Annotated in this window: 16 protein-coding genes; 6 read left to right on the top strand and 10 right to left on the bottom strand. The window is 58.8% G+C overall.

What is annotated here, in order from left to right; translation table 11 throughout:
- Positions 1-169: 169 nt before the first annotated feature.
- From tnpA to tnpC, 3 genes are all read left to right on the top strand, one after another.
- The gene (gene tnpA / locus SCARR_RS16265) at positions 170-499 is read left to right on the top strand and encodes an IS66 family insertion sequence element accessory protein TnpA (RefSeq protein ID WP_136060242.1); all 330 of its coding nucleotides are present in this window, start codon (positions 170-172) and stop codon (positions 497-499) included.
- Positions 487-834 (top strand): IS66 family insertion sequence element accessory protein TnpB, encoded by a 348-nt coding sequence (gene tnpB / locus SCARR_RS16270; RefSeq protein ID WP_136060241.1) that lies wholly within the window; start codon positions 487-489, stop codon positions 832-834. Before tnpA ends, tnpB begins: the two co-directional genes overlap by 13 nt.
- Positions 835-898: 64 nt before the next feature.
- Entirely contained in the window at positions 899-2431 is a 1533-nt protein-coding gene (gene tnpC / locus SCARR_RS16275; RefSeq protein ID WP_136062725.1) for an IS66 family transposase, read from the top strand.
- A 244-nt stretch (positions 2432-2675) separates the two neighbouring features.
- Here tnpC and SCARR_RS16280 read toward each other — a convergent pair whose 3' ends face one another.
- A complete protein-coding gene (locus SCARR_RS16280) occupies positions 2676-3800 on the bottom strand; it encodes a glycosyltransferase (protein ID WP_168433371.1) in 1125 nt (374 codons plus the stop codon).
- 20 nt (positions 3801-3820) lie between these two features.
- Complete coding sequence (locus tag SCARR_RS16285) at positions 3821-5095, bottom strand: tetratricopeptide repeat protein (RefSeq protein ID WP_136062727.1); 1275 nt, start codon at positions 5093-5095, stop codon at positions 3821-3823.
- Positions 5096-5231: 136 nt separating this feature from the next.
- Here SCARR_RS16285 and SCARR_RS16290 point away from each other — a divergent pair, with 136 nt between their 5' ends.
- Entirely contained in the window at positions 5232-5450 is a 219-nt protein-coding gene (locus tag SCARR_RS16290; RefSeq protein ID WP_136062728.1) for a hypothetical protein, read from the top strand.
- A 26-nt stretch (positions 5451-5476) separates the two neighbouring features.
- On the opposite strand, the gene SCARR_RS16295 is transcribed toward SCARR_RS16290, so the two are convergent.
- Positions 5477-5959 carry a Fur family transcriptional regulator gene (locus SCARR_RS16295; RefSeq protein WP_136062729.1) on the bottom strand — a complete coding sequence of 161 codons (483 nt, stop codon included), beginning with the start codon at positions 5957-5959 and terminating at the stop codon, positions 5477-5479.
- A 142-nt stretch (positions 5960-6101) separates the two neighbouring features.
- On the opposite strand from SCARR_RS16295, the gene SCARR_RS16300 reads away from it, so the two are divergent.
- The gene (locus tag SCARR_RS16300; RefSeq protein WP_136062730.1) at positions 6102-6272 is read left to right on the top strand and encodes a DUF362 domain-containing protein; all 171 of its coding nucleotides are present in this window, start codon (positions 6102-6104) and stop codon (positions 6270-6272) included.
- A gap of 217 nt (positions 6273-6489) precedes the next feature.
- On the opposite strand, the gene ahcY is transcribed toward SCARR_RS16300, so the two are convergent.
- Positions 6490-7917 (bottom strand): adenosylhomocysteinase, encoded by a 1428-nt coding sequence (gene ahcY / locus SCARR_RS16305; protein ID WP_136062731.1) that lies wholly within the window; start codon positions 7915-7917, stop codon positions 6490-6492.
- A 23-nt stretch (positions 7918-7940) separates the two neighbouring features.
- Positions 7941-8864, bottom strand: a complete 924-nt coding sequence (locus SCARR_RS16310) for an ArsR/SmtB family transcription factor (RefSeq protein WP_136062732.1) — start codon at positions 8862-8864, stop codon at positions 7941-7943.
- Between the two features lie 141 nt (positions 8865-9005).
- On the opposite strand from SCARR_RS16310, the gene SCARR_RS16315 reads away from it, so the two are divergent.
- Positions 9006-9797, top strand: a complete 792-nt coding sequence (locus tag SCARR_RS16315; RefSeq protein ID WP_136062733.1) for a site-2 protease family protein — start codon at positions 9006-9008, stop codon at positions 9795-9797.
- Here the strand turns inward: SCARR_RS16315 and SCARR_RS16320 are convergent.
- The 5 genes from SCARR_RS16320 to SCARR_RS16340 form a co-directional block, all read right to left on the bottom strand.
- Positions 9774-10139 (bottom strand): emp24/gp25L/p24 family protein, encoded by a 366-nt coding sequence (locus SCARR_RS16320; RefSeq protein ID WP_136062734.1) that lies wholly within the window; start codon positions 10137-10139, stop codon positions 9774-9776. The genes SCARR_RS16315 and SCARR_RS16320 overlap by 24 nt on opposite strands.
- Before the next feature lie 62 nt (positions 10140-10201).
- Positions 10202-11491, bottom strand: a complete 1290-nt coding sequence (locus SCARR_RS16325; protein ID WP_136062735.1) for a 3-deoxy-D-manno-octulosonic acid transferase — start codon at positions 11489-11491, stop codon at positions 10202-10204.
- Between the two features lie 82 nt (positions 11492-11573).
- On the bottom strand, positions 11574-13343 hold the full coding sequence (locus SCARR_RS16330) for an alpha-L-fucosidase (RefSeq protein ID WP_136062736.1): 1770 nt from the start codon (positions 13341-13343) through the stop codon (positions 11574-11576).
- 112 nt (positions 13344-13455) lie between these two features.
- Positions 13456-25191: a CARDB domain-containing protein gene (locus tag SCARR_RS16335; RefSeq protein ID WP_136062737.1), complete on the bottom strand. Its 11736-nt coding sequence runs from the start codon at positions 25189-25191 to the stop codon at positions 13456-13458.
- A 54-nt stretch (positions 25192-25245) separates the two neighbouring features.
- A complete protein-coding gene (locus SCARR_RS16340) occupies positions 25246-26502 on the bottom strand; it encodes a hypothetical protein (protein WP_136062738.1) in 1257 nt (418 codons plus the stop codon).
- Positions 26503-26686: the final 184 nt, after the last annotated feature.

A 26686-nucleotide genomic window follows, 5' to 3' on the forward strand; every position in this document is an offset into this window, starting at 1 on the left:
ACGTTTACTCCATATTATTATTTGTATTATTTATACTTTCTTATCCACAAAGTCAGCGAGGCACATGCCTAGGGAGAACAGGCCTAGGCTGGAGCAACCTCAGAAAGACGTATGCGTCTTTTCCCCGACCTCATAGGCAGCCAGGCCAATACCTGATAACTTGTTGGGTATGGATACGAATGAAAACACTACGCCGGGGCGGGCTTCATATACCGAGGAAGAACGCCGGGAACTGATTGAGGAGTTTAAATCGTCGGATTTGACGCAGGCGGCATTTTGCAGGGAATGGAATCTCAATTCCAAAACGCTGGCCAGATGGCTGCGCATCGAGCGGGACGAAAATGAGGTGTCTTTTTGCGAGGTGGAACTCGGGAATACTTCTGCCCCGGGAAACAAAGTGAGCGTCCATCTGCCCAACGGCATCGAAGTGACCGTGCCGGTTGGTTCAGCGAAGGAGTTGGCCGATGTGTTCCGGGAGGCCGCGACATGCTTGGCCTAAGTGGATCATTGCGAGTATTTTTGGCTGTGGAGCCCGTGGACCTGCGCAAAAGTTTTAATGGGCTGCATGGCGTTGTGCTCGACCGGTTGAAGGAGGATCCGTGTTCGGGAGCGCTGTATGTGTTTACGAATCGGCGACGGAACCGAATCAAAACGCTCTATTGGGATGGAACAGGCATGTGGGTGATGATCAAGCGTCTGGAGCAGGGATGCTTTACTTGGCCAACGGGGATTGGCGAAAGTGAAAAGCTTGCACTGGCTCCCGAGGCACTGGCGCTACTGCTGGATGGAGTCGACCTAAAGCAAGGCTCGTTAAAGCCTTGGTACCAACGCTGAATTTTTTGAATATTTCCGATCTTGATGCCCCCTTTTCCGAACCGGTTTTGGTATAATATGCCGCATGGTTTACAGTCGGGTACATTTTAATCAGCTACTGGAAGAACAAGCAATTTCCCGTTCGCAGATTGATCAGCTCAAAACCGAAAACCGCCTGCTTCAGGAGAAGGTCCAATGCCTGATGAAGAGGCTCTTTGGCAGTAGTTCAGAAAAACTCAGTCCCGATCAGCTGGAGCTCGAACTTGAAGAGTTTCGCGAACTGCAGGAAGCTTTGGATCTGGCCGAATCCAAGACCGAACTGGCCGAAGAGGAACAAAAGCAATCCAAGCGAGGGAAGCGCAAGGGGCTCGATGCACGCATCCCCAAAGATCTGCCGACCGAAACCATTATTATCGATCCGGATGAAGTGATCGCCCATCCAGAGCTTTACAAAAAGATCGGCGAAGAGCGCCTGGAACAACTCGATATCACGCCGACTCAATTCATTAAAATCGTAACCATCCGCAATAAATACAAGAAGCGTGACGACCGTTCCGTTGCCCCGTTGATTGCACCTGCTCCAAAGCAACTGATTGAAAACTCCTACGCCACGGTCGGCCTTGTTCTTCATATCATCCTTGGTAAATACTGCGATCATCTTCCGCTTTACCGGCAGGAACAGATCTTCAAGCAACGCTTCGGCGTTGAAATCAGTCGAAAAACCATGGGCGGATGGATGTATCTAGTTGCCCAGTGGTTATCGCTGATCTATGAAGCGCTTCGAAATGAAATCCGCGCGAGCGGATACATTCAGGCCGACGAAACATTCATCAAATATCAGGACCCGAAAAAGGACTACTGTCCCAACGGATACCTATGGGCTTATCATTCGCCTGCCGTCGGCGTGCGCTTTGAATGGCACGCCAGCCGTGCGGCGACCTGCCTTGACTCGATGCTGATTGGTTACTCCGGGCTGCTGCAGACCGACGGCTACGCCGGGTACACCAGCTGGCTGAACAAGAAATCACATGCGGCAGAAAAGGCCTCGATCATTCATGCTGCCTGCTGGGCACATGCCCGACGCAAGTTTAAGGAAGTTCCCGGCAACCCGACCGCTGAGGACGTCGTAAAACTCATCGCCAAACTTTATCGGGTTGAAAGTAAGCTACGCGACAACCCCGATCTTGACCGCGCTGCTTATCGACAGGAGCACTCCGCGCCCGTCCTGGAACAGATAAAATCGATCCTCGAAACCGAGCGCTTCCGGCAACTACCGCAAAGCAACTTCGGCAAAGCGATCCACTACACCCTCGAGCGCTGGGATGCGCTCAATCTTTACCTCGAACACGACAAACTCGAAATATGCAACAACCTCGTCGAGAATGCCATCCGGCCCACCGCCATCGGCAAAAAGAACTTTCTATTTTTCGGTAGCCCCGACTCCGGTCAGACCAGTGCAGTCATTTACAGCCTCATCGAAACCTGCCGCAAACTCGACATCAACCCGGCAGTCTACCTTCGTGAAATCCTTACGGCTTTGCCGACGATGAATCAATCCGAAGCAGCCGATTGGACGCCTGCCCGCTGGAAGTCATCCCGCGAAAACACCTCTGCGTAATCCTGTCAATGCGGTGGCCGAAAAGACGCATACAGAAAGACGCCTAGCCACTGGGCACAATGGTGCTAGGCGGAAACACAACACTCTGAATTATATGCAATTAACTTAACTCGTCGTTTCTTTTCACCACAGAGCACACAGAGGAACGCGGAGGAATTATTTGTTACGAAGCCTCTGTGAACCTCCGAGGCCTCAAGCGTAGCGGGTGGTGAGAGATACTAATCAGATTAAGATCATATTAGAGCTACGACGCGGCTTTGGAGAGGCGATGATAGATCATGCGGACTTTGTGTTTGAAGCTGGAGCAGGTGTAGCGCTGGGCAACGAGCAGTTGCCCTTCTGTTGCGACGGCCAGCGAAAAGAGCGGCTCCTGGGCAACACGGAGCAGTCCTTCGGCAATGGCGTCGGAGCTCGGCAGCACATGTACGGAGGTTTTATCGGTAAGCAGTTCGTCGTAGGCCGTATCGTGAACGGTGACAAGGGGGGCGCCGGCATGGAGCAGCGTGTAAACCAGCGGATGGATGTAGCGCCCGCCCCTTTGGGGAGCCATGAAAATCGCATCGGCTATTTCGAGAGCAGAAAGGAAGGCTTCCGGTTCTTCGGGGGAAAGAAAGGCGCAACGGGCGGCAATATCCAGACTCTCGGCCATCTTTCCGGCTTGCTCGTACTGGGCGCCCTGAAAAAAGAACGCCGCATTCGGCATGGCGTCGATCACTTTGCGCGCCGCCATCAGCACGTCCCGCAGGCTTGAAGCGGCGCCGGGCAGCTGACAGCAAACAACGACCGCATCCGGGCGCTTGCCGAACCGCTTGATCAGCATCTCTTTTTCAACCGCACGCCGGGGATAGAGCGACTGGGAGGGAATATCCTCTACCTGCTCAATTTCCAGCGTTTTATCAATACCCATCAGGTCGGCTGTAAGGGCCCCGCAGGAGGAAAAAACGACCGTGGCTTGACCGAGCACCTTTGCCTCCATGCGCTGCAAACGCCGGGGAAAGAGCCTCCATATTCCAGCCAGACCAATCCCGCCCGAGCCGGAGAAACGGTGCGCCGCATCGTAGACCAGCGGTATTTTTTTCCAGCGGGAAAGGCGCACGGCAAAAAAGACGGCTTCGTCGAAGGCGTGCACAGCGTCATAGGAACCGCGGCTGGCAGCCCGCATGCAGTGCATGCGCATCGTGCGCCGGCGGATGGGCCTGTTCCGGCTTCCGGCGACAACACGGATTTGCGGATGCTCCGGCAGGTCGGCGAGTGGCGCAACAAGATCAACGCGGTGCCCGGCATCGGCCAAGGCGCGCAACATGGCGACCGCGCGAACACTCCCCCGGCTCAGCGAAACCTCCTCAAACGATATGAACAGTATATTCATGGTCCGGCGATGGATGCGCCCTATTGCTTCGGCTTCAGCAAATCTTGCTGCAAAGCATTCTGCCCCTTTATCTCCAGCATGGGGGCAACCGGTTGCTTCTCGTCTGCAGCGTCGATGGCGGACGCCATCTTTTCCAGCCAAAGACGGAATTCTTCGCCGCCGATGCGGTCGGCAAAAGCCTGGAAGGAACGGTCTTCGCGCACAGGATCGAGCAGGGGATCCTGCATCCAGCCCATCACGATTTTCTGTCCGAAAAGCTGTGCGGCGCGACCGAGCGTCTGGACCGTTTCCGGGCCGTCGAGCAGCTGGGCGTAGCATACGGCCAATTGCTTGTAGTAGCCCTGCTTCCGGTAGTTGAAGTCGTGGAGTGAACTCAACGGAACAAGCGCCTGGTTATACTCCTTGACCTGCATGTATGCAGCCGCCTGCATCTCCAGCGCCTGAACGTCCTTTTTCCCGCCGGCCATAACCCGGCCATAGGCTTCGGCCGCCTCGACAAACTCCCCTTCAGCATAGAGCGCATTGGCAAGGTGGCGAACCACCTCGTCGTCGGAAGTGTTTTCCTCGAGGTACCATTCGGCCATATAGCGAACCGCCTGGTGGTCGCCGTAGGCGTCGAGCGCCTCAATCAATCGTCGCTGAATATCCCCCCTCGATGGATCAACGCTCACCAAGCGGATATATGCATTGACGGCCTCAACATATAATTCCTTGGCGAAATACAACTCCCCCAACCGCTCCAGCGCATCCATGTGCGCCGGATCAAGACGAAGCGCATCCTGGCAACGCTCAATGGCTTGGTCATAGTTGTTGCGCTGCAAAAGGGCATCGGCGACGCGCACCAACCGGTCGGCCTCCTTCCAGAGCTCGATCCGCTCAGCAAACTGCTCGCGCGCCTTTTGATCCTGAATGTCAAAATCCTCCACCATAACCACCTCGCGCAATACAGGCGAGGTTTCGGCGACAGTCTGGTTGTCGATCCAAATGCTTTCCTCATAGAGATTGATGCCCTTGCGAAGCATGAAAAACGCAATAACCAGCAACAAAATCATGACGGCCGACTTGAGGATGGCCAGCAACGCCATCTTTTCGCGCGGATCGATGGTCTCCTTGCGCCGCCCAGCCACCGCCTGATGGCGGCCCGTCTTGCGCACACGGCGGCTTTCCGTCTCGGAACGGTCTTCAATCAGAGGCGCCTCGGTCGGCGCCCCGCTGTAGAACTCGGAGTTCACGGGCAGGTTTTCATAGCCTCCGGCAACGCGCTTCGAGCTGTCTTCGCGGTTCTTTTTTCTCATAAATCAACCATATAGCGGTTATCCGCGCAGGGGCGCAGGCAAATCATTCCATAAACAAAGGGTTGCAGTATTAAACGGGGGGAGGTAAGTGTCAAGTGTTGCTCCGGAATGGCAGAATTTAATTAACAGGTAAAATATGACCTCTTTCATCACACAATTCATTGTCGCCCTCATCGCGGTTGGAATCCCGCTCAGCATCCTTGGGCTCATCAACGCGCTGCGCAAAAAGCAGCCCGGATGCTCCGGAAGCCACGACTGCGTGGTCTACAAAGGGGAAAAAGTGCAATGTCCCTCCTGCGACCTCCGCGAATTCAAGGCGCAGCTCGCCGCCGCACAACAGCAGCAACAGGATTAGAATCAGCTCCCAACAAGCGGATCGGACTATTCGTCCGCGCAACTTTTGCAGGAGCCAAAAACCACAATGCGGTGGTTTCGTTCAACAAAGCCTTTCTCCTTGCAGGCCTCTGTAATCAGCTCCATGATTTTTTCGTCGGAAAACTCGATGAAATCTCCGCACTTATCGCATATCATGTGTTCATGATGCGGGTGGTTGAACGTGTGCTCATAATGGGCGTGCACATCGGTATCGCGGATCACCCGCACCAAACCGGCCTCCTCCATCAAGGCCAGCGTGCGGTAGACCGTTCCCCGGCTCACATGGTTCAAGCCGCTCGAAAGCTGCGCCGCCAAGTCGTCCGCGCAAAAATGGTCGTGGCGCGAAAATACCTGGGTTAGAACGATCTTGCGCGCCTGGGTGACCCGTGCATCCTTCTTCTTCAAAAAATCAACAAACAGGGGCCAAGCTTCCTCAACCGACTGTCTCACTTCTTCGGGCAACTGCTGCTCATCTAAAATATCACTCATCGGCGCGCCTGTTCCTTTTTGGAATTGAATCTATATATAAACATGTTTATGGGCACAATTGAGGGTGTAATCAAGATTTTTGCTGGTATATTGCTCTGTTTTACGCAACAACAAAATCAACTAACCCATTGGAGGAAGAATCATGGCATATGTAATTTCAAGCGAGTGCATTTCCTGCGGCGCATGCGAGTCCACCTGCCCGGTGGAAGCAATCAAGCAAGGCGACGACCAGTTCGTCATCGATGCAAACACCTGCACGGACTGCGGCGCATGCGCCGATTCCTGCCCGGTCGACGCCATCGCTGCTGGCTAAACCTGCACGGAATGCAACAAACGAAAAGCGGCCCAACGGCCGCTTTTTTTGTGTGCCCTTCGCAGATTTTAGTGGCAACGAATGTAGACCCCTTAGTTGCGAAAAGTCCTCATCCTCCATAAAAATATACGAAGAGCCACCCACAAAAAAAGACGCGGCGCTTATGCACCGCGTCTTTTTCGAATGGCCATTCATCCAGCCATCCAGCCTTCCAACCCTAATACCGGTAGTGATCGGGCTTGAACGGACCGTTCTTCGGAATGCCCAAATACTTGGCCTGCTTGTTGGTCAGGGCATCCAGCTTCACGCCGATCTTTTCGAGGTGCAAACGGGCCACCTCTTCGTCGAGAATCTTCGGCAGCGTGTAGACGCCGATCGGATACTTGCCCGGGTTGCAATAGAGCTCCATCTGCGCCAGCACCTGGTTGGTGAAGCTGTTGCTCATCACGAAACTCGGATGCCCGGTGGCGCAGCCGAGGTTCACCAAGCGGCCTTCGGCCAGCAGAATGATGCTGTTGCCCTTCGGCATCGTGATCTTGTCGACCTGCGGCTTGATGTTCGTCCACTTGTATTTCTTCATCTTCTCGACCTGAATCTCGGAATCAAAGTGGCCAATGTTGCAGACGATCGCCATGTCCTTCATCTTTTTCATGTGGCGTTCGGTAATCACTTCGCAGTTTCCGGTGGTCGTAACGAATACATCGCCGATTAAAACGGCGTCGTCCATGTTCACGACTTCATAGCCTTCCATCGCCGCCTGCAACGCGCAGATCGGATCGATTTCCGTAACGATCACGCGGGCGCCCTGCCCCACGAGCGACTGCGCGCAGCCTTTGCCCACGTCGCCATAGCCTGCAACCACGGCGATTTTGCCCGAAAGCATGACGTCCGTCGCACGCATGATGCTGTCGACGAGCGAGTGACGGCAGCCGTAGAGGTTGTCGAATTTGGACTTGGTAACGGAGTCGTTGACGTTGAACGCAGGGAAAAGCAGTTCGCCCTTTTCAGCCAGCTGGTAGAGGCGGTGCACACCGGTCGTGGTTTCTTCGGAAACACCAAGGATGTCTTTGGCGATGCGGGAGAAGCGTTTCGGATCCTTTTTCAGCGCCTTCTTGAGCTGAGCAAAGAACACGGCCTCTTCTTCGCTGCCCGGTTTCTTGTCGAGGATGGATGGGTTCTGCTCGGCCTTGTAGCCCACTTGGACAAACATGGTCGCGTCGCCGCCGTCGTCGAGAATCATGCTCGGGCCCTTGCCGTTGCCCCAGTCGAGAACCTTGTCAGTATATTCCCAATACTCTTCCAGCGACTCGCCCTTCACGGCAAACACCGGCGTGCCGGTTTTGGCGATGGTCGCAGCGGCGTGGTCCTGCGTGGAGAAAATGTTGCAGCTTGCCCAGCGCACTTTCGCGCCCAGCTCCTGCAGGGTTTCAATCAGCATCGCCGTCTGGATCGTCATGTGGAGCGATCCGGTGATGCGCGCGCCCTTGAGCGGCTTTTCAGTGCCATACTTTTCGCGCAGCGCCATCAGGCCCGGCATTTCATATTCCGCCAGCTCCATCTCCTTGCGGCCAAACGCGGCCAGCGAGATATCGGCGATGACATAGTCCTGTACTTTTTTCTTTGCAGCTTTCTTTTTTCCAGCCATTGGAAGTCTCCTTGGTTTGTAGATTATTTCTTGGTGCCAACAACAATTAAAACAGATAGATCAGGCGTCGAGCCCGGCAGCGAGTCCAGCACCACCGGCTGAACATCGGCGGTTTTCAGCCATTCGCGGATTTCGAGCGGATCGAAACCGAGCCATTGGTCGGCCCATTCCTCGCGCGCCCACTCGTGCTCGTGGCGCACGAGATCGAGAATCACCAGACGGCCGCCCGGCTTCAAGCCGTCCGCCGCCAACTGAACCACGTTTTCGGGATTCGAAGTGTGGTGCAGCGCCTGGCTCAGAAATACCGCATCAAACGCCTCGCCCGCCAAATCCAGCTCTTCGAGGTTGCCCACCCGCAAATCGAGCTGTTCTGCCACGTTCTGCTCGCCCGCCTTTTCGGAAACGAGCTTGAGCATCTTTTCCGACTGGTCGTAAGCGACCACCTTATCGGCAAAGCGGGCCAGCAGCAGGGTCAGCGCCCCTTCCCCGCAGCCGAGGTCGGCCACTTTCTGTCCGGCAAAACCGGCCGCCAATCCAGCCGCCAACGCCTGCCAGCCGCCGCCCGGTTCGGTCAGCGAGCCATAGCGCCCGGCAATCCCATCAAAAAACTCGCGGCTTTTCCGGCGTCGCAGATCCAGCACGCGCTCCACCGCCGCGGCGTCGCGGTTGGCCACCGGAAGATCCTTGAGCCGGTCGTTGAGGATTTGCGCAAACGCGGCATCGCGGAACAGCTCGCCCCGGTTGTAGTGCACCGAGGTGCCGTCGCGCCGCGAAGCCACCAACCCGGCTTCGCGCATCGGCTTGAGATGGCGGCTAACGGTCGATTGCGGCATTTCCAGTGCCTGGACAAGCTCCGCCACGGAAAGTTCCGCTTGGTCGACCGCCCGCAGAATCCGTAGCCGGCCCTCGTCCGCCAGCGCCTTGAAAATATCTAGAATATCACTCATTATCCATATATCCGAATTTCCGGATAAAAGGATATTTACCCCGCCCTGTCAACGCCCTTGCGCGAAAATCGGCGCTTTGCGCTTGTTTTTGAACCGCGCAGCGCCGACCGTACCAAACTTACGAAAAATCAGGAAACTTGAATGAAAATGGTAAACAATGCGCTTTCGATCGGCTCCGTAATGGGCATTCCGATTCGTTTGCATCTCTCTCTTTTAATCGCAATCGTCGTGCTGTCGCTTTTTTCCGGCGCCGGTTTGCTGGCGGTGCTTATTCTCGCCGTCGGTGTTTTTGGGAGCGTTGCCCTGCACGAACTCGGGCACTCGGTGGTGGCGCGGGCCAAAGGCGGCTACATCCACGAAATCGTCCTCTACCCTTTTGGAGGCGCGGCAAAAATCTCAAACCTGCCCAAGCGGCCAGTCGACGAAATGCTGGTGGCGCTGGCGGGCCCGGCGGTCAGCCTGCTGCTGGCTCTTATTTTCCGCCAATGGGAAATCACGCAGTTTCTGGGCTACCTCAACACCATGCTTTTTCTGTTCAACATGCTGCCGGTCTTTCCGATGGATGGCGGACGCGTGCTTCGCGCAGCGCTCACCATCAAACACGGACGGCTTGACGCCACCCGCATGGCGGCCTCCGTCGGGAAATATTTCTGCGGCCTCTTTGTGATTATCGGCTTGTTCGGCATGCCGATTCAATTGCTCGGGCTGATCGGCCCGCTCCGACCCAGCCTGATGCTGGCGTTCATCGGAGGCTACATCTACTTTGCCGGTCAGCAGGAATACCGGATGGTGATGATGGAGCATCAGGCCAGTGGCTTCAGCAACCCGCGCGCGGGCAGCATCGAGGTCGAAGTCAGCCCGCCGCCATACGCCGCGGGCCAAGGGAATTCAGAGAACCTTGCCGAAAAACTACGGCGACTCTTCCACCGGTAGGTTGCTCGGCTGAAAGTTGTAGACCGGTACACGCGTGTCGTTTTCCTCCGATTGCTCCCGCGCGACATGCTCCAGATACCAATACTGCCAAACACCAATTACTCCCAAAATAACCACGATGGACCACAACACGCTCCACCAAAAAAACTTCTCGTTTTCCGCCTTCCGCGAAAGGTGCAATATGCGGCGGAGTCCCGAGTTCTTCTGGCGGCGCTTCCGGCCGCTTTCATCAAACGATTTTCTCGACGCAGACCGACGCTTGCGGTGCGATTTTCTCAATTTTGGATCGTTGCCCGTCAATTGGGCCGGTTCCCGCTGCTTATAAATATCCGTATCTGACATGTTGCATCCCGTTCTTTAAATGAAACTGCAAAGCTAGCGGAAACAAATATCCGCGTCCATCCCTATTCCCCTCCCAAGAGCCCGACCGTGCTTTCGATGACGCCTCGGTTTTCGCTGACTACCTGGGCGGCCCGTCGCCCGAGCCGTTCGCGGGCCGTGGGATCGAGCAGCAACGTATCCACGGTGGAATTGAGCGTCTCGACGCCGTCCACCTGCTTGATCGCCCCGCTTTTGAGGAACTCCTCCATCACGGACGGAAAGTTTTCCATGTTCGGGCCAACCACCACGGCCTTGCCGTACATTGCCGGCTCGATCGGGTTCTGCCCGCCGTTTTCCGTCAGGCTCTTGCCCACGAAGATAATGTCGGCCACCGAATAAAAATTGCGGAGCTCGCCGGTGGTATCGACGAAAAGGACGTCTGGGCGCTCCGGCGACTGATAGCTTTCGAGCAGCGATCGCCGCACAAAGGAGAGGCCCTGCCCTTCCAGCGCCTGGACCACATCGGCGGCGCGCTCGACGTGCCTCGGCACAATCACCAAAAACAAATTGGGGTTGGCCGGCTTGCATTTTTTGTACAGTTCGCAAAGCACCGCCTCCTCGCCCGGCCAGGTAGAGCCGCCAAGCAGCACCGTGCATCCGTCGTCCACGCCGAGCTTGCGCATCGTATCCTGCGCCACCTTCTCGCCGGCCAGGTCGCGCTCGGCCACATCAAACTTAACCGTGCCCATCACATGCACGTTTTGCTTTGGCGCGCCGATGCCGATCATGCGCTCGGCATCGAGCCTGCTCTGTACGCAGATCGGGTCGATCCGGCGCAGCACGTCCGCCGTCAGCGGCTTCAGCAGGCGGTAGCCCTTGTACGACTTTTTCGACATGCGCCCGTTGATGAGCGAAACCGGAATGCCCTGGTCATCCGCCAGCCGGATCAGGTTCGGCCAAAACTCGCCCTCAACCAGTACGATCTGCAACGGGTTGATGATGCGCAGCACCTTCTTGATAATGACGGGCAGGTCGACCGGAAAATAGAAAAGCACATCGCGCGGGTCGATTTCCTTGCGCCCGATGGCGTGGCCGGTGGAGGAGGTGGTGCTCAGCGCAAAGCAGGCCTCCGGATGCGCTTCGCGGTAGGCCTTCATGAAGCGCAGCGCGATGAAGATTTCGCCGACGCTGACCGCATGCACCCAAACGCGCCGGCGCTCCCGCAGCTGCGCCTTCGTGTTATGCCCGAAATGGCCGACGCGCTGCTCGAAGTGCGAGCCATACCCGCCCCGCTTCAGCATGCGCGAAATAAATTTCGGCAGCATGCACAGAAACACGATCGGAAAAAGCAGGTTGTAGACAATCCAAAGCATAAAGAATCCCGTAGAAAAACGCGGGACTAAACCATAAAAGCAACGCCCCCCGCAACGGCAAAGGATTTCCAATGCTCAAACTCTACTCAGCCAAACGGAACAGCGCGGATACCTCAGCGGGACTGAGGGCGCGGTTATAAACCCGAACCTCGTCGATTATCCCGTCGAAGGCGTTCGGCTGCGGCTCTTTTTCGTGCGATGGGTGGCAGTTTCCAATCATCAGATCAAGATCGTTGGTTTTTACAGGCGCCCTGTTCTTAACCTTCTTTTCCGTATCGAGCCGCCCATCCACATAGAAGCGGGCCGCCCCGTCGCCATAGGTTGCCGCGAGATGATGCCAATTCCCATCGGCAACCTTGCCTTTGGTTCCAATCCAGCGTTTGTTGGAAAACTCAAAAATGGATCTCCCGTGCCAGCGTTCCCGATCAGGCTTCCCTTCTTCCAGCGATCCGCCCATGGAAAAGCTGTACCCATTCAGCCAATCCTTATCGACAATGCGGGTCCAGCCGGAACCGACATCATCGGTCTTGATCCACGCAGCCACAGTTACAGAGGAGCAGTCGAGCGAGTCGCTGTCCGTCACGCGGATGCTCTGGGTGCGCCTTTTCTGCTCGAAGCGGTAGGCCCCGCCGATGCGCCCTTCTCGGATCCATTGAGCACCATTGACCTTTCCGTGGTTTCCGAGCCCGCTTGCATCTTCGACCTTGGAGCCGGAAACTTCATTGAACTCGAAAGACAAAACCAAACCATCCGCCAAATCCACGCGTTCCCGGTCAACAGCTTCGCCACCAGACCCCGACAGCAGCGAAGCCACCAGCTCCTTCTGCTTCTCGTCGTAAATCTCTTTGGAAATCAAACCGGACTCATACAACGACTTCAATTGCTTGAGTTGTTCTTGAGTCTGCCGGCCACCGCCGGATGCCGAAACGTTCTTTGAAGGCAGAGAGGCTGGGGCAGCCATGGCATCGCGGTCCATCAGCTTGGTTAAATCGGCCAGCACATCCAGCTGGTTCTGCGGAATGCGGCCGGACCGGTCCGGCCCTACGCTCACGCAATAATTGGCGCCGCGCCCCTTTGCGGTCTGGTATTTCTTGAAAAGCATATTTGCCGGAGTCAGCCGGCAGTTCGGCTCCCACATCCAGGTTCGGTTCTGCACAATCGTTGTTGTGACCTCCTGGGGCGCAAAAAGCCCTTCCGGCAAACCCTTGCTCTTGTTCTTGCCGCGCAGGTCGATCAGGCAATTTGGATTCAGCTTCTCAATCAGTTCGCAAAGCTCAGTGCACTGCTTAGGCGAAAAGCGGACCGCCCAGTCAAAGCGGTGGATGGAGATTCCGGGATACTGCTCATGCAGTTCTTCGGTCTGCTTCAGGATCATTTTAAAATAGGGATCGGAAACCGGCCCCCTCTTTCTCATGCCCCCTTCGTTGTAAAAGTCGCCCACGCTGTAATGGACGCCGGCCCGCAAGCCCTCGGCCTTGCATGCGGCCACAAAGTCCCCAACGACATCCATCTTCCGGCCCGTGGTTTTTCCAATGTCGTAGTCATAACCTCTGCTGTCCCACAAACAGAATCCATATTCATGCTTCGCCGTTAGAATGAGGTATGTTGCACCGGCGGCCCTTGCTGCCTTCGCCCACTGCTGGACATCCACCTTTTTCGGCCGGAAAACCGACGGATTGGGCAGCTCCTTACCCTGGCCCGGCTCAATAAACGTCCCCAGCCCGTAGTGGACATACATCCCGAAATAAAGCGACTCCCACTCCTCCTTAAGATCCGCCTCCGTTTTCGCCGACGCCCCCGGAACCCCGGCAGCCATCAAACCAACCAACCCCGCAACCATCCATTTTTTCATATCAGACACTCCGAACCACAACCCTCACATATTCAACAAGCTTCAATTCTGAAATCCGCATGCCCCTCATGCATGGAGGCAAGAGACCCCGCTCGTCTCGCTCGTCGCCCGCCTACCGGATCTCCACATCGACCCGGAGCATGCCCGAGGCGGCCCCGGTTCCGTTCGTGATCGTATGGGCCGGCCCGTCAACCTGGGGCAATGGCGCGTTGGTTCCCGCGGACAGATCCATGAACACCGGCGTGTAGACCCGCTCGGCAACCGAGGGCTCCCACGCAACAATCCATTGCCCAGCCACAACCTTGTTGGTTGTAATGTGGAAATAGGAAGCCGGATTGGTCGGCCAAGACCCCGCCACGTATTCCTGCCAGGTGGAAAAGCCGTCGCCGTCCGCATCGTTGATCACGGCAGCCTCGAAGTTGTTCGTCCACCCGTGGCGTGCCAGCCAATGTTCCGGCACATGGACCGGTGCATTGGTGACCATATTGGCGGCAAACGTTGCCCGGACATCCATGTTCTGCTTGATGTTTTCCAGAACAAGAGTCTCCACTGCACCGGTCGAAACCCCGTTCACCGTCACATCCGCAACATGGTACCAACTCTGGGGCGCAATCGAGAAATGCAGCGTATTCGATCCAGGCGACGCATAGAGCAGCCCCGACGGCGAAATGCTTCCGTTTGCTCCGGCAACGGCCACGACCGACCAAATGGGAGGCGCATCGGACATTTCCACCTGCATGCGGAAAAAGCCATGCGCCTGCGAGGCCGGAACAATGAGCGTGTCGGCCGGGCCGGAAATCGTTGCAACAACTTCCGTAAACGGGCCGGCCGGCGTGTCGCCCCGAAGCAAACGATAGCGGCGTTCTTCCACCGAAGGCGTCCAGCTGATCACCAAACCGCCCTCGTTGTTCCTGATCTGGGTAATGCGGAAATAGGAAGCCTTGTTGGTTGGAGAGGAACCCGCCACATACTCCTGCCAGACCGCGAATCCGTCGCCGTCAAAATCGTTCGTCACGACCGCATCGAAGTTGTTGGTCCAGCCATATTCAGCCAGCCATCGCTCCGGAATGGCCACGGGGGCGCTGACCACCATATTCAATGCGAACTCCGCCTGGATGCCGGTGTTTTCGGTTACGTTGGAAAGCGTCAACGATTCCACAGCGCCCACGGATACCCCGTTGGTCTTCACGTCGGCAACGTGGTGCCACTGGTTCGGGGTGATGGCGAAGTGGAACGTATTCGACCCGGGCGTGGCATACTGCAAGCCCTGCGGAGATATGCTCCCGTTCGCTCCGGCAAACGCCATCACCGTCCATTGCGGCGGCGCCTCGGAAAGCTCCACCTCCACGCGGAACATGCCGGTTGCACCCGAAGCCGGAACCGTCAGCGTGTCGGCCGGGCCATCGAGCGTCGCAACCGCTTCCGCGAACGGGCCAGCGGGTGTTCCGGCGCGCATCACTCGGTAGCGCCGTCCCGCCGTTGACGGAGACCAAGTAACCTGAAGGCCGCCCGCCTCGTTGCGGATTTGCGTGATGCGGAACAGTGAGGCTTTGACGGTCGGCGACGTGCCGGCGACATATTCTTCCCAGGCCTGGAAGCCGTCGCCATCAAAATCGTTGGTCACGGCGAATTCAAAGTTGTTCGTCCAGCCATGCGCCGCCAGCCACGATTCAGGAACCGGCACCGGCGCATTGGTCACCATGTTAGGCGCAAACTCGGCATGGATCTGCCCGTTTTCGGTCACGTTGCTGAAGGTGTGGGAAAGAACCGCGCCGAGCGACAGGCCGTTGGCCAGCACATCCTCAACATGCCAATAGTCTTCCGGAACCATGGAGAAGGTCTGGTTTTCGCCTTCGTAGACCAGCACCGAACCTTCCGGTTCAATATCGCCGCCCTCGCCCGAACTCGCCGTTAGCGTATATCGAACTGCCGGCTCGGCAACCGCGAATTCCAAAGCTGGATTCTTCGGGAGCGCTCCCAGGAAAAGACGAACCGCGCCGTCGGCCGTGCCAACGAGGATGTCGGCGATTCCGTCGCTGTTGCAGTCGGCAACGCACGGGCGGGTGCGCGACCAGCCGGTTGGAAGGTCGAGCAGCGCCAGCGGGGTGTTGTTCCAAACATTGGAAGCCGCCGTGCCGAAGAAGCTCCACAGCCCGCCGGTTGAATCGCCGCTCACCAGCTCCGGCCAATCGTCGCTGTTCAAATCGGCAACCGATGGCGCCGAGCGCCCGGCGGCAACCACCAGCGGATCGCCGAGATAGGACGCGCCGCCATCGTCCAGCAAGCTGAACCTGCCGTCCATGCCGCCCACGACAACCTCGTTGGTGCCGTCGCCGTCCATGTCGTAGGCATCCACCATGGCGCGCGAAGCGCCGCTCCAGATTTGTGCGCCCGCGCCGAAGTTCCAATCATTGGAAGAAATAGACGCTGTTTCATACAGCCAAACCGATCCGTCCGCGCGTCCAACCACCAGGTCGGCCAAGGCATCGCCGGTCAGGTCGGCCAAGCGCAAGCTAATGCCTAAGCAGCCCGAAGCCGGCACCGCCAGCGGCGCGCCATCGACCTCGAGCACCTCGTACGAACCGAATGCCGGATTGGTTGAGGCGCCGCCGTTCAAATAGATCCGGATCTGCCCGGTCGAGCTGGCCGTTTTCTCGCCGACCATCAGGTCGGCAAGGCCGTCGCCGTCGAAATCGTGCCAGGCGGGCGCCGCATAGGAATAGACCGCCGTCAGCTCGCTGGCCGTTTCGTAAACCGCCATCCCCTGCTCCGTAAAGGATTCGTCGCCATCGGCAACGGCGAGCCTGTTGCCGGCCACATCCTCGAAGAACCGGCCATCCACATGGAACATCCAGCCACCCGGCGAAACGGTGTTGGTCGGGATGCTCCACTCCAGCGTATTGGAACCCGCGTCCCAGTCCAGCGTCATGGCGATGGGCGCCACCACCGTATCGTTCGATCCGGTGGCAGAAAAACGAATTGCCCGCTCAATCAGCCTGTTGGCAATCAAGTCCGGCACATTAACCTGCTCGGAAAAGACCATGCGCGCCGTGGCCAGATCCATGTAGTTGGTAGCGTCCTTCATCGTCCCGTCAAGCTGCAGATCGACCAAAGGCGCATCCAAATCGATGAACAGATCCAACCGGCTATCCGACGCGTTGCCGCTCGCGTCGATGCAGCGAACGGTCAGCTCGACAGCGCCATCCTGCCCAAGCGAAAGCGGAACATTCAGCGCCAAGGTCGAAGGCGTCGAGGTGGCCAGCAATTCCATGCCCGAATAGACCTCAACCATCAGGTTTGCTTCCGCCAGCATGCCGGTCAGGTTAAAATTGGTGACCGAGATGATTCCATCCGTATCCGACATTCCCGTGTCCGGCGTAACGCCCAGGTTCTGGACTTGCAGCGGTGGCGTGGTGTCCAGAATCTTTTCCACCACCAAGATGGTGAATTCATTCGTTGCGGATGCCGCCGGAATGCCATCGTCCGTGGCGACTAGGGAAACGAGCATGCTCTGCCCAACCCCATTCGTGGGCGGCGTCCATGCAAGCAAGCCGCTCGCGCCGTCAATGGCCATGCCGGCCGGCGCGCCCGCGCCAAGGCTGTAGGCAATGGTTTGTGCCGGCACATCCGGATCGAATGCTTGGGCGTACAGCTGGAACGGTACGTCTACTTCCGCCGTCTGCGGCAAAACAGATTCAAGCACGGGCGGTGCGTTCACCTCGTCGACCGAAACAGTGAACCAGGCCGACGTCAATCCCTGCGGGATGGCCGCATCTAGAACCGTGACCTGGATGCGGTTGCTCGTGCCTCCATCCAGCTCGCTGGTCGCCCAGCGCACTACGCCGTTCGAGCTGACCACCACACCGCTGCGCTCCGCCGCTACGATGCAGCGCAGGTCGTCGGTGGAACCGTCCGGGTCGCTGGCATCGACCTGGTATTCAAGCGTGGCGCCTTCGGCCATGTTGGTTGCGGCAATCAAATTGAGAACCGGTGGCTGGTTGACAATCGAAACCGTTGTGGAGGCTTCCGCCGCGGGCGCCTTGCTTTCGATATTGCCCGCCGTATCGGAGGCCAGGCTGTAGAAGGCATAGGTGCTACCGACTTCGCCCTGGAAGATGGAGCCGATGCGCGTGGTGTTGTCCAGCCAGATTCCCCACGGCCCGCCGTTGGTGGAAACGAGAATGTCGAAGGTGGCCAGCGCGACGTTGTCGGTTCCGCCCCACGACACTGGAATAAAGACGCCGCTATCGGCCGGCAGCGGATCCACCATGCTCCAAGGCGGCGCGGCATCGGCCGGGATTGCCTCGTAGCGAAGCGTGTAGCTGCCGGTGCTGTCGCGATCAACCAGATGCAGGAAGTTTTCATAGACCGGCTTCTTGCCCAGCCCAGTGAAGGTGCGGTCGGTGGTCCACACGTTGGTGCCGAGCGGAATCGCCAAAGCATCCGAGCGCACCACTTCCGCAAGGCGGAACGCGCCGTCCGCCGGATCGGGGAAGCGCAGGTAGGTCCAGCCCGACTGGGCGCCGTTGGTGAACGCCAGCTCGACCGTCAAGTTGCCGGCCGTGACGTTGGAACAGGCCGCCCCTTCCCCGAGGAATTCAACGTTGGTGACGGTTCCGTCGCTCAGGTGCAGCGTGTCGGCAATTGGATAATCCGAAAAATCGAGCTGCTCGTTGGTCAGGAAATCGGGCTGGCCGTCGTCCTGCGCGCCCAGCGCGTTGACCACGCGCACCATCTCGAAAATTTCCACTTCCTTGATGAGCGACAGGCGCGGATCGCCGAAGCCGTCGAGATGTTCGAAAGAGGCCTCGAAGTCCTTGAAGAAGCCGTGCAGGCTGGCGGTCATCCACCAGGTTGCCACCTTTTGCTGGCCGGGATCGATATTCCCGAAGTCGGCCATCAGCGAAGGCGACCGCGCCTCGCCCGCAATTTCGGAGGCAATGATTTCGAAGTCGATCAGCAAGCCCTTTTCGTTGTCCACGATCTCGGGCTGGGCGGAGGTGATCGTTAAATTGCGCGCCGCGCCCGCGCCGCGGTTTTCAACCACCACAGCCAACGCGAACGGCTCCTTGGCTTCGATCGGATCGGTGTGCGGGTCGTCGCTGACGACATCGCGCTGATGGAAATATTTCAAATAGAGCGCCGCATCGGGGCGTACCGTGATCGCCACCGGCTGCACGGGAATGCTCAATGCGGTTCCGTTGTTCACATAGCTGATCGTGCCGCCGAGGGTGTAGACCGTGTCAAACTCAGGCGCCGCGGTGTCGCGCGGGATAAGCGTCCACTCGGCCGTGCCGGTCGACATGGAAGCAATGGTTCCGGTTCCATCGACCGCATCCAGCCCTTCGAGCCGGGTGACCTGCACATTGAAGCGCTCGCCGGCCACCTGCCCGGACGCGTCGCGCACCTCGAGATCGAAGGCGACCTGCTGCAGCTCCACGCCCGCCTGGCGGTTCACCAGCTCCAGCGAAGCGCGGAAGGCGGAACGGGTCATGACGGCCTGCTGCTCGACCTGAATGCGAACCTCGGCGCAAACGCCGGGCGAGCCGGACTGAAGCTCCGCCACCACATCCGCAAAGGCCGCCTTGAGCTCGTCCTGCGGGTCGGCAAAGCCCAGCGCCTGGCTTGCGGCGTCGGCTTCGCTGGCTGCCTGCGCGGCCGCCGCCAGCTCGATTTCATCAACAAAGTCAAGCGACTCGCCCGGCGGCACGTCGGCCGCGGTGCGGATGCCGCGGGCATAATAGTCGAGCGTGCGGTTCATGCGCTCGGCCATCGGCATAACGAACAAGGGGTCGATTTCCAGATCGATTGCAAGGATGTTCAAATCGGCCATTTCCGTCGCGCTAATGCCCGTTCCTTCGTCGCTTCCGGCCTGCATGTAGTCCACGCGGCGCTGGTGCCACTCCGCCATTTCCGGACCGTCCGAGCCGAGCACCCGTTCGCGCGAGCCGAGGAGCGCGGCATAGAAGTCCAGCTCGGTCTCGGCCCGCCCGATTGCGGCGCCGAGCTCCGGCGAGGCCGCCCGCATGTCTTCGCCAACGATGGAAAGCCAGCGGCTATCGGAGTCTCCGTACGCCATGGGCGACGGACCGTCCCCGGCGCCCTTGAGGCATTTATAAATGCCGTAGATGCACTCTAGCTGGCCCTTGAGTGGAATGCTTACTCCAACGCACCCGAGGCCGCTTTCGATGCATGCCAAAACATCCCCGTCGCGATAGCACTTGTACAGCCCCCAAGGGCATCCGCCGAAGCAGTCCAGCAAGGCATAGAGCAGGCACGGGTTTGTGCAATTGATGCTCGAAGAGCCGAAGGCAACCGCGTTCAGGGAAGCATCGTTGTCTCCACTACCCCCTTCCCCGGCGCCCCACCAACCGCAGCACCCGCCGCAGCCCTCGAATCCGGAGACGGGAATCGAGACGCTCTTTCCGGGGGAGATAGGGCCGCAAATAAAGCTGAAGTTAAACTGCCCTGCCATCGAGCAGCCGCCGCCGCTCGAAAGAATCCGGGGTAAATCCGCCGCCGGTTGCGGATCGTCCACGCCGGTCCGCTGCAGGGTTACGGGAATGATGATCTCGCTCTTCGCCGGAATGGTTCCGATGTCTTCGATCAAAGGCGTGATGACGTAGTCCGGATGGTCGGAGAACGTCAAGGCGCCCTGCTCGGCGGCAATGAACCCGTGGTTGACGATCCGCAGGTTGACCACCTTGGTCGCCCCTAGCTCGTTCAGGTCGGAGATGTCCAGCGAGCCGGGCTCGATCGTTATGACGGGCGCGGGCACGTTGACCTCGTAGGTCGACTCGACCACGATGCGGTAGCGATCCTCGAGTTCAATTTCCTCCGCCGTCCACGTGTAGGTTACGAACTCGCCGGTAATGAAAATGGTTTCGTGGTTGGTTTCGCCGGCATCGACATAGTAGTTGCCGACCGACCGCGAATGGTCGGGAGAATCGACCTCGACGGAATACCAGCCCTCCAGAATGGCGTCGAACCGGACGATTCCATTGGTGCCGGTTTCGCCGCGCGCCAGCTCCTCGGCGGTGATGGCGTCGCGCAGGACAACGGTTGCGCCTTCGACGCGCGGGCTGCCGGCGGCGTAGTAGGTGTATTCATCCGTCACTTCGATTTCCAGATCGCCGGCCGCATCGGAAACCACGCGGAATTCATAAGGCAGGTTCCGGGCATCACCGTTTTGCGGGGCAACAACCATGTGGCCGGAGTAGAGCGTCAGCGCCTGCTCGGCGCCGGGCTGGAGCACCAGCGACACCGTGGCCGATCCGCCGGGCGGAATCGACGGGAGGATGCCCGGCGAGGCCAGATTGATCCACGGAACAGCAGGAAGCAGGATTTCAACATCGCCGGTTTCGAGCCCGCCGCTGTTTTCGATGGTGAAGCCGAGCACCTTGGAGCTGCCGCGCAGCACCGAAGCCTTCATCAAACCGGGCTGAAGAACCAAGGTCGGCATAAGCGGCCGCACATCCACTTGGATCGTAACCTCCAGCACCGTCCCTTGGTCGGAGACCAAGCGGATAACGAAGGCGCGGGCCCCGTGGTATCCATTCGACGCAACAACCGCAACGCCGATTTCCACTCCGCTGCCGGCAACGAGCACATTGCTCGAAACAGTTGTTTCGATGCCGAAGCCTTCCGGCGCATCAAGGATTTCGATCCACAGGCCGGTCAGGTCGTAGGCGGTCGGATTAAATACGGTTCCCGTGAAGGAAACGCCGCCGCCTTCCGTGAATTCGAGGGTTTCTTCCGGGAAGTAGGGCGTTGCCGCAAGAATGGTGAACGTGTCCTGCGCCGGGGCTTCGTCCACGCCCGGATGGCATGCGCCGACCTCGTAGTCGCCGCCTTCATTGAGCAGCGGTTGCCAAAGCAGCTCGTAGTCGCCGGCGGCGTCGGTGATGGCCGAAACAACGCGTTCGATCGCGCCGTGGCGGATGTGCAGGTTGACCGTGGCAAAAGGCACTTTTTCGCCACCCGTCCGGATCGCGGAGCCATACAGCAGAATCGGCGTGTTGGCCGGAACCAGATCCGCATCGGCGGCCACCGTGGCCGACCATGGCGTGCCGACGGTGATCGGCTGCGGGAAGATGGCCGCGTTGTTCCATTCGACGAGTTCGTCCACCGCCAGCCCGGCATCGGCGACCACGAACATCCAGTATTCCCCGGGCTCCTGCGGCGCGCGCACATTGTTCGTGAGGGCAACGCTATCGCCTGCGTCCAAATCCTGGACATAGCTTGATTGCGCCAGCAGGATGTCGCTTCCCGGAACGGCGTCGCTGGAAAGGAATACGCGCTGGACGAACGATTGGCTCGAAGCGCCGGAACCCTGGTTTTCGAGCAGGTAGGCCACCTCGAAGGTTTCATCTGATTCCAGCTCCGTCGGCACCTGCAAACCCGTGATGGCGAAGTCGGGTTTGAACTCGTCCGTCACGACCAGCGACAGCTGGCCTGGGCCATAGTTCGTGGCGGATGCCGTAACGATTACAACGCGGCTGCCGTTGGTGTTGTCCTGCGCAACAACATCAACATCGACCGCGTTCGATGCCATCGTTGCCGCCGAAGGAACCCACAGCTCGGCAGGCAGGTCGATATCGAATGCAACCTCCAGCGCTTCGTTGGTATCGCCGCCGTGGCGGACGACCGTCAGCGGGCTGGTTTCGCCTTCGAAGATCCATCCCTTGGACGAGCGCAGCTCCAGCGTCGGCCCCTCGTCGTCGCCGACTTCCAAAGAAAGAAGATCACTCTGGGCAATCGCCATTTCGCCAAGACGTGCCTCGGCCTGGATTTCGGCCACTTGCGGGCCGTCCAGCAGATCGTCGTCGACCGCGCCGACCGGGAATTCGATAAAACTCTCGCCGGCGGGAATCACCACCGACTCCGGCACATTGGCGGCGGAGGGATCGCTATTGGCCAGCCATACGGTCAGCGGTTCGGAGGTTGCGGGCTCGCGCTCCACGCGCGCCGCCACGGCATTGGGGCCGGCCGATTCCGGAACAATGGAACGGCTGAGGGCCAGACTGATGGACGGCCAATCGTCGTCGATCAGCATGACGGTGCGTTCCGCCGAAATAGCGCCCGGTGCGGAAGCCGTAATGCGGACGGACTTGTCAATCTCGATCACTTCGTCCTGGAGCCCTTCGATCTGGAAGACGGTGTTCGTCTGTCCGGCGGGAATCACGACCGGCGATGTCGCGCTCACCTGCTGCGGCAAGGAGCTGCCAATGGTTACCGACAGGTCTGCGCTCCGGGCACGCTGGATGGAAACGGTTCCCTCCAGCACCATGCTTTCGAAAATGTCTTCGTCCAGCAACATCGAGAAGACCGGCTGGAGATCGAGGGTTACCGTGTGCATGCGCGTGGCGGTGGTGCCGGCGGCCGTTACGCCGACCAGCAGTTCATAGTCGCCCGAAGCCAGCGAGGAGACGGACAGGTTGGCGGAGGTTCCGTTGCCCAAAAGCGTCCAGCTTCCAGCACCGACAGCGCGAATCTTGAATTCCGACGAGTCGATGCCGTCCGCATCGCGGGCGTCGACTTGCAGCAGGCTGTCGCTGGTCAGCACCAAGCCGTCGGCGATTTCGGAACCGTTGGCGGTGAAGGAGTGAATGACCGGAGGCAAACGCAAGATCAGGGAAGCCTCGGCCGGCCAATAGTTCGCGCTGCCGTCCTGAATGGCCGTAACGCGCACGTCGCCGCCTTGGATAACGGACAGCGTGTTGCTGCCGACAATTTCCGCGATCTGGCTCGGCGAGACGGAGTAGCGAACCGGCAGGCCGCTCGAAGCCGTTGCCGTTAGCGGAATTTGCAACGGGCCGGGAACGATCGCCGGGAACGCGATGGTCTGCCCCAGCTTGAACACCTGGATCGATTCCACTTCGGGATCAGTGTCGCCAAGGATATTGACGGTGGCGACCGCGAACCAGTCGTTCTCGACTTCGGCCAGTGCGCCGAGCACAGCACTGCGGATTGGCGTGGTCTGCACCGGAAGCATGCCGCCGAGGTCGGAGATCGGCGCGGTGTCGCGGTAGATTTCGTAGTGTTGCACGAATTGGGAAGGTTCGGCCGCATCCCAGTCGAGCACAACCTCCCCGTTCTGTTCCGTCAGCGCCAGGTTTCCGGGGTTTGGGAGCCAGGTTGCACCGAGGATCGAGATGCCGTCGCTCTCAGTGCCAAAGCCGTCGACCGAACAGATTTTGCAGAAATAGCCCTGCGCCGGGTTCAGGCCAACGGCCTGCCAGGTGGTGGCGCTGGCGGGCAGGTTGACCGGAACGTTTGTTCCATCGAAGTATATGTTGTACCCGATGCGGAAGTCGTCGGAATCCGGCGGATGCCCCCAAGTGTAACTCAGCGTGTTGGAGCCGCCCGTTGCTTCAAAGTTGACCGCTTCACCAACGCCGGCGATCGAGGTGAGCGCAGACTGCGCACGGACGGTTGGATTAAAATTGGCCAGTGCATCGACCGCCACGACCGCAAAGTAAAGAACGGAGCCGCCCGGCAGGCCCGTCAGCTCGACAAGCTGGGTGCCGTTGGGCAGGCGCGTGAACGGCGTCAGGCCGTCAACATTCTCGAAATATTCGGTTCCAACATAGACGTCGTAGCCGATCACATCCATGGCGCCTTGTTCGTCGTAGGAGGTAAAGTCGAGCAGCACCGCGCTGAACTCCGCCTTCGAGGTTGCAACTTCGAAACCGCTGCCGAGGCCGGTGACCGGCGGAGGCACGGCGGCGTCGGGGACGAGATAGGAAACCTCGCGCGAAACCACCTCGGGGAAACCTGCCGGCGCGCTTTCCACAAAGTAGGAAACCTCACGGGTAATTACTTCCGGCGAGAGAACATAGCCGGCGCCGTAGGTGACTGCGCTGATATAACTTCCATGCACATCAACCGGAACGATGGCGAAATAGTGGTCGGTGAAAGGCGCCAGGCCTTCGAGCACGATGGAGGTGCTTCCTTCCGGAACACGGATCAGCAGCAAGCCCGGCTCGGACACATCGTTGAACGGGCCATTGTCCGTGTAGTAGATGTCGAAACGGTCGATGTCGCCAACGGCATACTGGTCATAAGTTGACCAGCCGAGGGTCGCCGTATCGCCGCTGGGCGAAAGCACCACGCTGAACGAGGGAATCGCCGGAGGCGGGTTGGTGGAGGAAACCACATAGCTGACTTCTCTGGAGATAACCTCGTGGAAAAGATCCGGATGGGCCGGTTCAACAAAGTAGGAGACCTCGCGCGAGATGATTTCGGGGGAAAGCACATAGCTGGCGGCATAATCCACGTTCGGGATGAAGTTGCCCAGAACATCGACTGCCACCACTGCGAAATAGTGGTCGGTGAAGGCGGGAAGCCCTTCAACGGTGAACGAAGTGGTGTTGGCCGGCACGGTGATTTTAGTCAGCCCCGCTTCGCCGATGTCGGAAAAAGCCCCGTTGGCGGTATAATAGATTTCGAAATGGTCGATGTCGCCGATCGCCCACTGGTCGTAGTGGGCCCAGCCGAGCGTGACGCTCTCGCCGGAGGGTGATGCGGTGACGGAAATGTTTTCAATTTTAGGAGGCGGGTTGGTGGAGGAAACTACATAGCTGACTTCGCGCGAAATGATTTCGTGGACGGCGTCCGGATGGGCCGGTTCAACGAAGTAGGAGACCTCGCGCGAAAACGCCTCGGCCACCGGGGAAGAGACGCCGGATTCAACCTGATAGGAAAACTCGCGCGAAACCACCTCGCGCATCAGCACTTCCTGTCCAAAGGCTGGAACATTCGCGAGCATAATCAACAACAGGCAACCCATCGGAATGCGGCATCGAGCCGCCGCACTCCATAAAGTCCTATTGTTTTTTGCGATCATCCGTCGTTTCTCCCCGCAAGGGTTTGGCCGGCACTGCCGGCCATGGAACTCGAGCTACGGACGGATTACCCGCACCTGCATGGCGCCATAGCCGGAGCCGACGGGGAGGTCCGCAACCCACCGGACCACCAGCGGATCGGGAGTAACAACTTCAGCGACCGTTGCGTTGGCCGTTGAATAGGCTTGGTTGAAGCGGGGCGTGGAACGCACCACCACTACGGAGGAGGTTTCAACATTGGAGGTTTCGACCACCACTTGGACGGTGTTGGTCTGGGTAACCACTACATCAGCGCCATGGGTGCCGAAGCTGACCAGCGGATCGCCCGGCGCCGCGCCGCCGCCAATCGATATGATTTTTGCGGTCGGTGCATTCGACGGAGGCCAAACCATGGCCGTGGCGCCGGGTTGCAGCGTGAGCAGACTCAGCGTGGCTTCCGCGTTAACATCAATAGTGTTGGCATTCACGACCCGTTCGAGCCGGGTTCGGCCGAGCCCGCCGGTCAGGTAGCCATATCCGCCTTCAACCTCCAATACTCCCGCTCCCTCAAGAGTGTCGCACACAATGCGGATGCCGCCACCGCTTCCACCGCCGGTCTGGTCGTTGTTGGGATAGCCAGCGTTTCGGCCTGCGCCGCCGTTGGCCACAACTGAACCGTCTACGGATACGGATTGCATGGATGCAATCAAAAGCGCACCGCCTCCTGCGCCACCGCCGCCACTGTAATCATCGTCCCCGCCGCCGCCGGAACCACCGATGAGCGGAAGCAAGGATTGGTTTCCATAGGCCGACGGACCACTGCCGCCCGCCGTCCCATAACTTCCCGCGGTGCCCGTAGTTCCGCTTTGTTGGCCGCCGCCAACCCCAAAGCCCGGACTGGAATAGGCTCCGGAGCTATAGGTGCCAACGCCGCCGCGGAATCCGCCCGGCCCCGGCTCGGCGTGAACCGGCGCGGTTTGATAGCTCTGTCCGTTCAAATTCACCGAGCCGTCGATCGTGACATCGCCGCTGACCAGCCAGACGACCGGCGCGCGGCTGGGGTGGTTTGCGAACGACACCGTGACGCCGTTGGAGACGACCACGCTGGAATATTTAAAGACGACCGCCCATTTGTTCGAGTCGTAGACCCCGTCCCCGGTGCCGGCATCGTCCCACTCGCCCGTGGTTGCCAGCGAGAGATCGATCACCGTATTCTCGGCAACGAGCAGTGCGCCGTCCGAGCCGTCTGCGCCCGGCACCACGATCGCCGCCTGCGTCAACGAGCCACACAGCACCAGAACCAATCCGCCGATAATTATCTTCCAGCTTTTCATCTCACTTCTCCTTGTTAATGCGCATAAGCCATCCCTGTCAAACTCCGAGGCTGCATTCCGAAATGGCCATGAAAAAATCTCATTTTCGCGATCTTCAGCCCCAAGATAAGCAACGTGTCGTTTAATAATGTTTTCATTAAACTCCGTCCAGAACAAATTCTTGATATATTTATTGTCTTTTTCA

Source organism: Pontiella sulfatireligans, from assembly GCF_900890705.1.
In the GTDB taxonomy this organism is placed as follows: Bacteria; Verrucomicrobiota; Kiritimatiellia; order Kiritimatiellales; family Pontiellaceae; genus Pontiella; species Pontiella sulfatireligans.

Bases quoted from the DNA above. Each gene is read 5' to 3' on its own strand.
- tnpA (WP_136060242.1), top strand. From the start codon at position 170: ATGGATACGAATGAAAACACTACGCCGGGGCGGGCTTCATATACCGAG.
- tnpB (WP_136060241.1), top strand. From the start codon at position 487: ATGCTTGGCCTAAGTGGATCATTGCGAGTATTTTTGGCTGTGGAGCCC.
- tnpC (WP_136062725.1), top strand. From the start codon at position 899: ATGGTTTACAGTCGGGTACATTTTAATCAGCTACTGGAAGAACAAGCA.
- SCARR_RS16280 (WP_168433371.1), bottom strand. From the start codon at position 3,800: ATGAATATACTGTTCATATCGTTTGAGGAGGTTTCGCTGAGCCGGGGG.
- SCARR_RS16285 (WP_136062727.1), bottom strand. From the start codon at position 5,095: ATGAGAAAAAAGAACCGCGAAGACAGCTCGAAGCGCGTTGCCGGAGGC.
- SCARR_RS16290 (WP_136062728.1), top strand. From the start codon at position 5,232: ATGACCTCTTTCATCACACAATTCATTGTCGCCCTCATCGCGGTTGGA.
- SCARR_RS16295 (WP_136062729.1), bottom strand. From the start codon at position 5,959: ATGAGTGATATTTTAGATGAGCAGCAGTTGCCCGAAGAAGTGAGACAG.
- SCARR_RS16300 (WP_136062730.1), top strand. From the start codon at position 6,102: ATGGCATATGTAATTTCAAGCGAGTGCATTTCCTGCGGCGCATGCGAG.
- ahcY (WP_136062731.1), bottom strand. From the start codon at position 7,917: ATGGCTGGAAAAAAGAAAGCTGCAAAGAAAAAAGTACAGGACTATGTC.
- SCARR_RS16310 (WP_136062732.1), bottom strand. From the start codon at position 8,864: ATGAGTGATATTCTAGATATTTTCAAGGCGCTGGCGGACGAGGGCCGG.
- SCARR_RS16315 (WP_136062733.1), top strand. From the start codon at position 9,006: ATGAAAATGGTAAACAATGCGCTTTCGATCGGCTCCGTAATGGGCATT.
- SCARR_RS16320 (WP_136062734.1), bottom strand. From the start codon at position 10,139: ATGTCAGATACGGATATTTATAAGCAGCGGGAACCGGCCCAATTGACG.
- SCARR_RS16325 (WP_136062735.1), bottom strand. From the start codon at position 11,491: ATGCTTTGGATTGTCTACAACCTGCTTTTTCCGATCGTGTTTCTGTGC.
- SCARR_RS16330 (WP_136062736.1), bottom strand. From the start codon at position 13,343: ATGAAAAAATGGATGGTTGCGGGGTTGGTTGGTTTGATGGCTGCCGGG.
- SCARR_RS16335 (WP_136062737.1), bottom strand. From the start codon at position 25,191: ATGATCGCAAAAAACAATAGGACTTTATGGAGTGCGGCGGCTCGATGC.
- SCARR_RS16340 (WP_136062738.1), bottom strand. From the start codon at position 26,502: ATGAAAAGCTGGAAGATAATTATCGGCGGATTGGTTCTGGTGCTGTGT.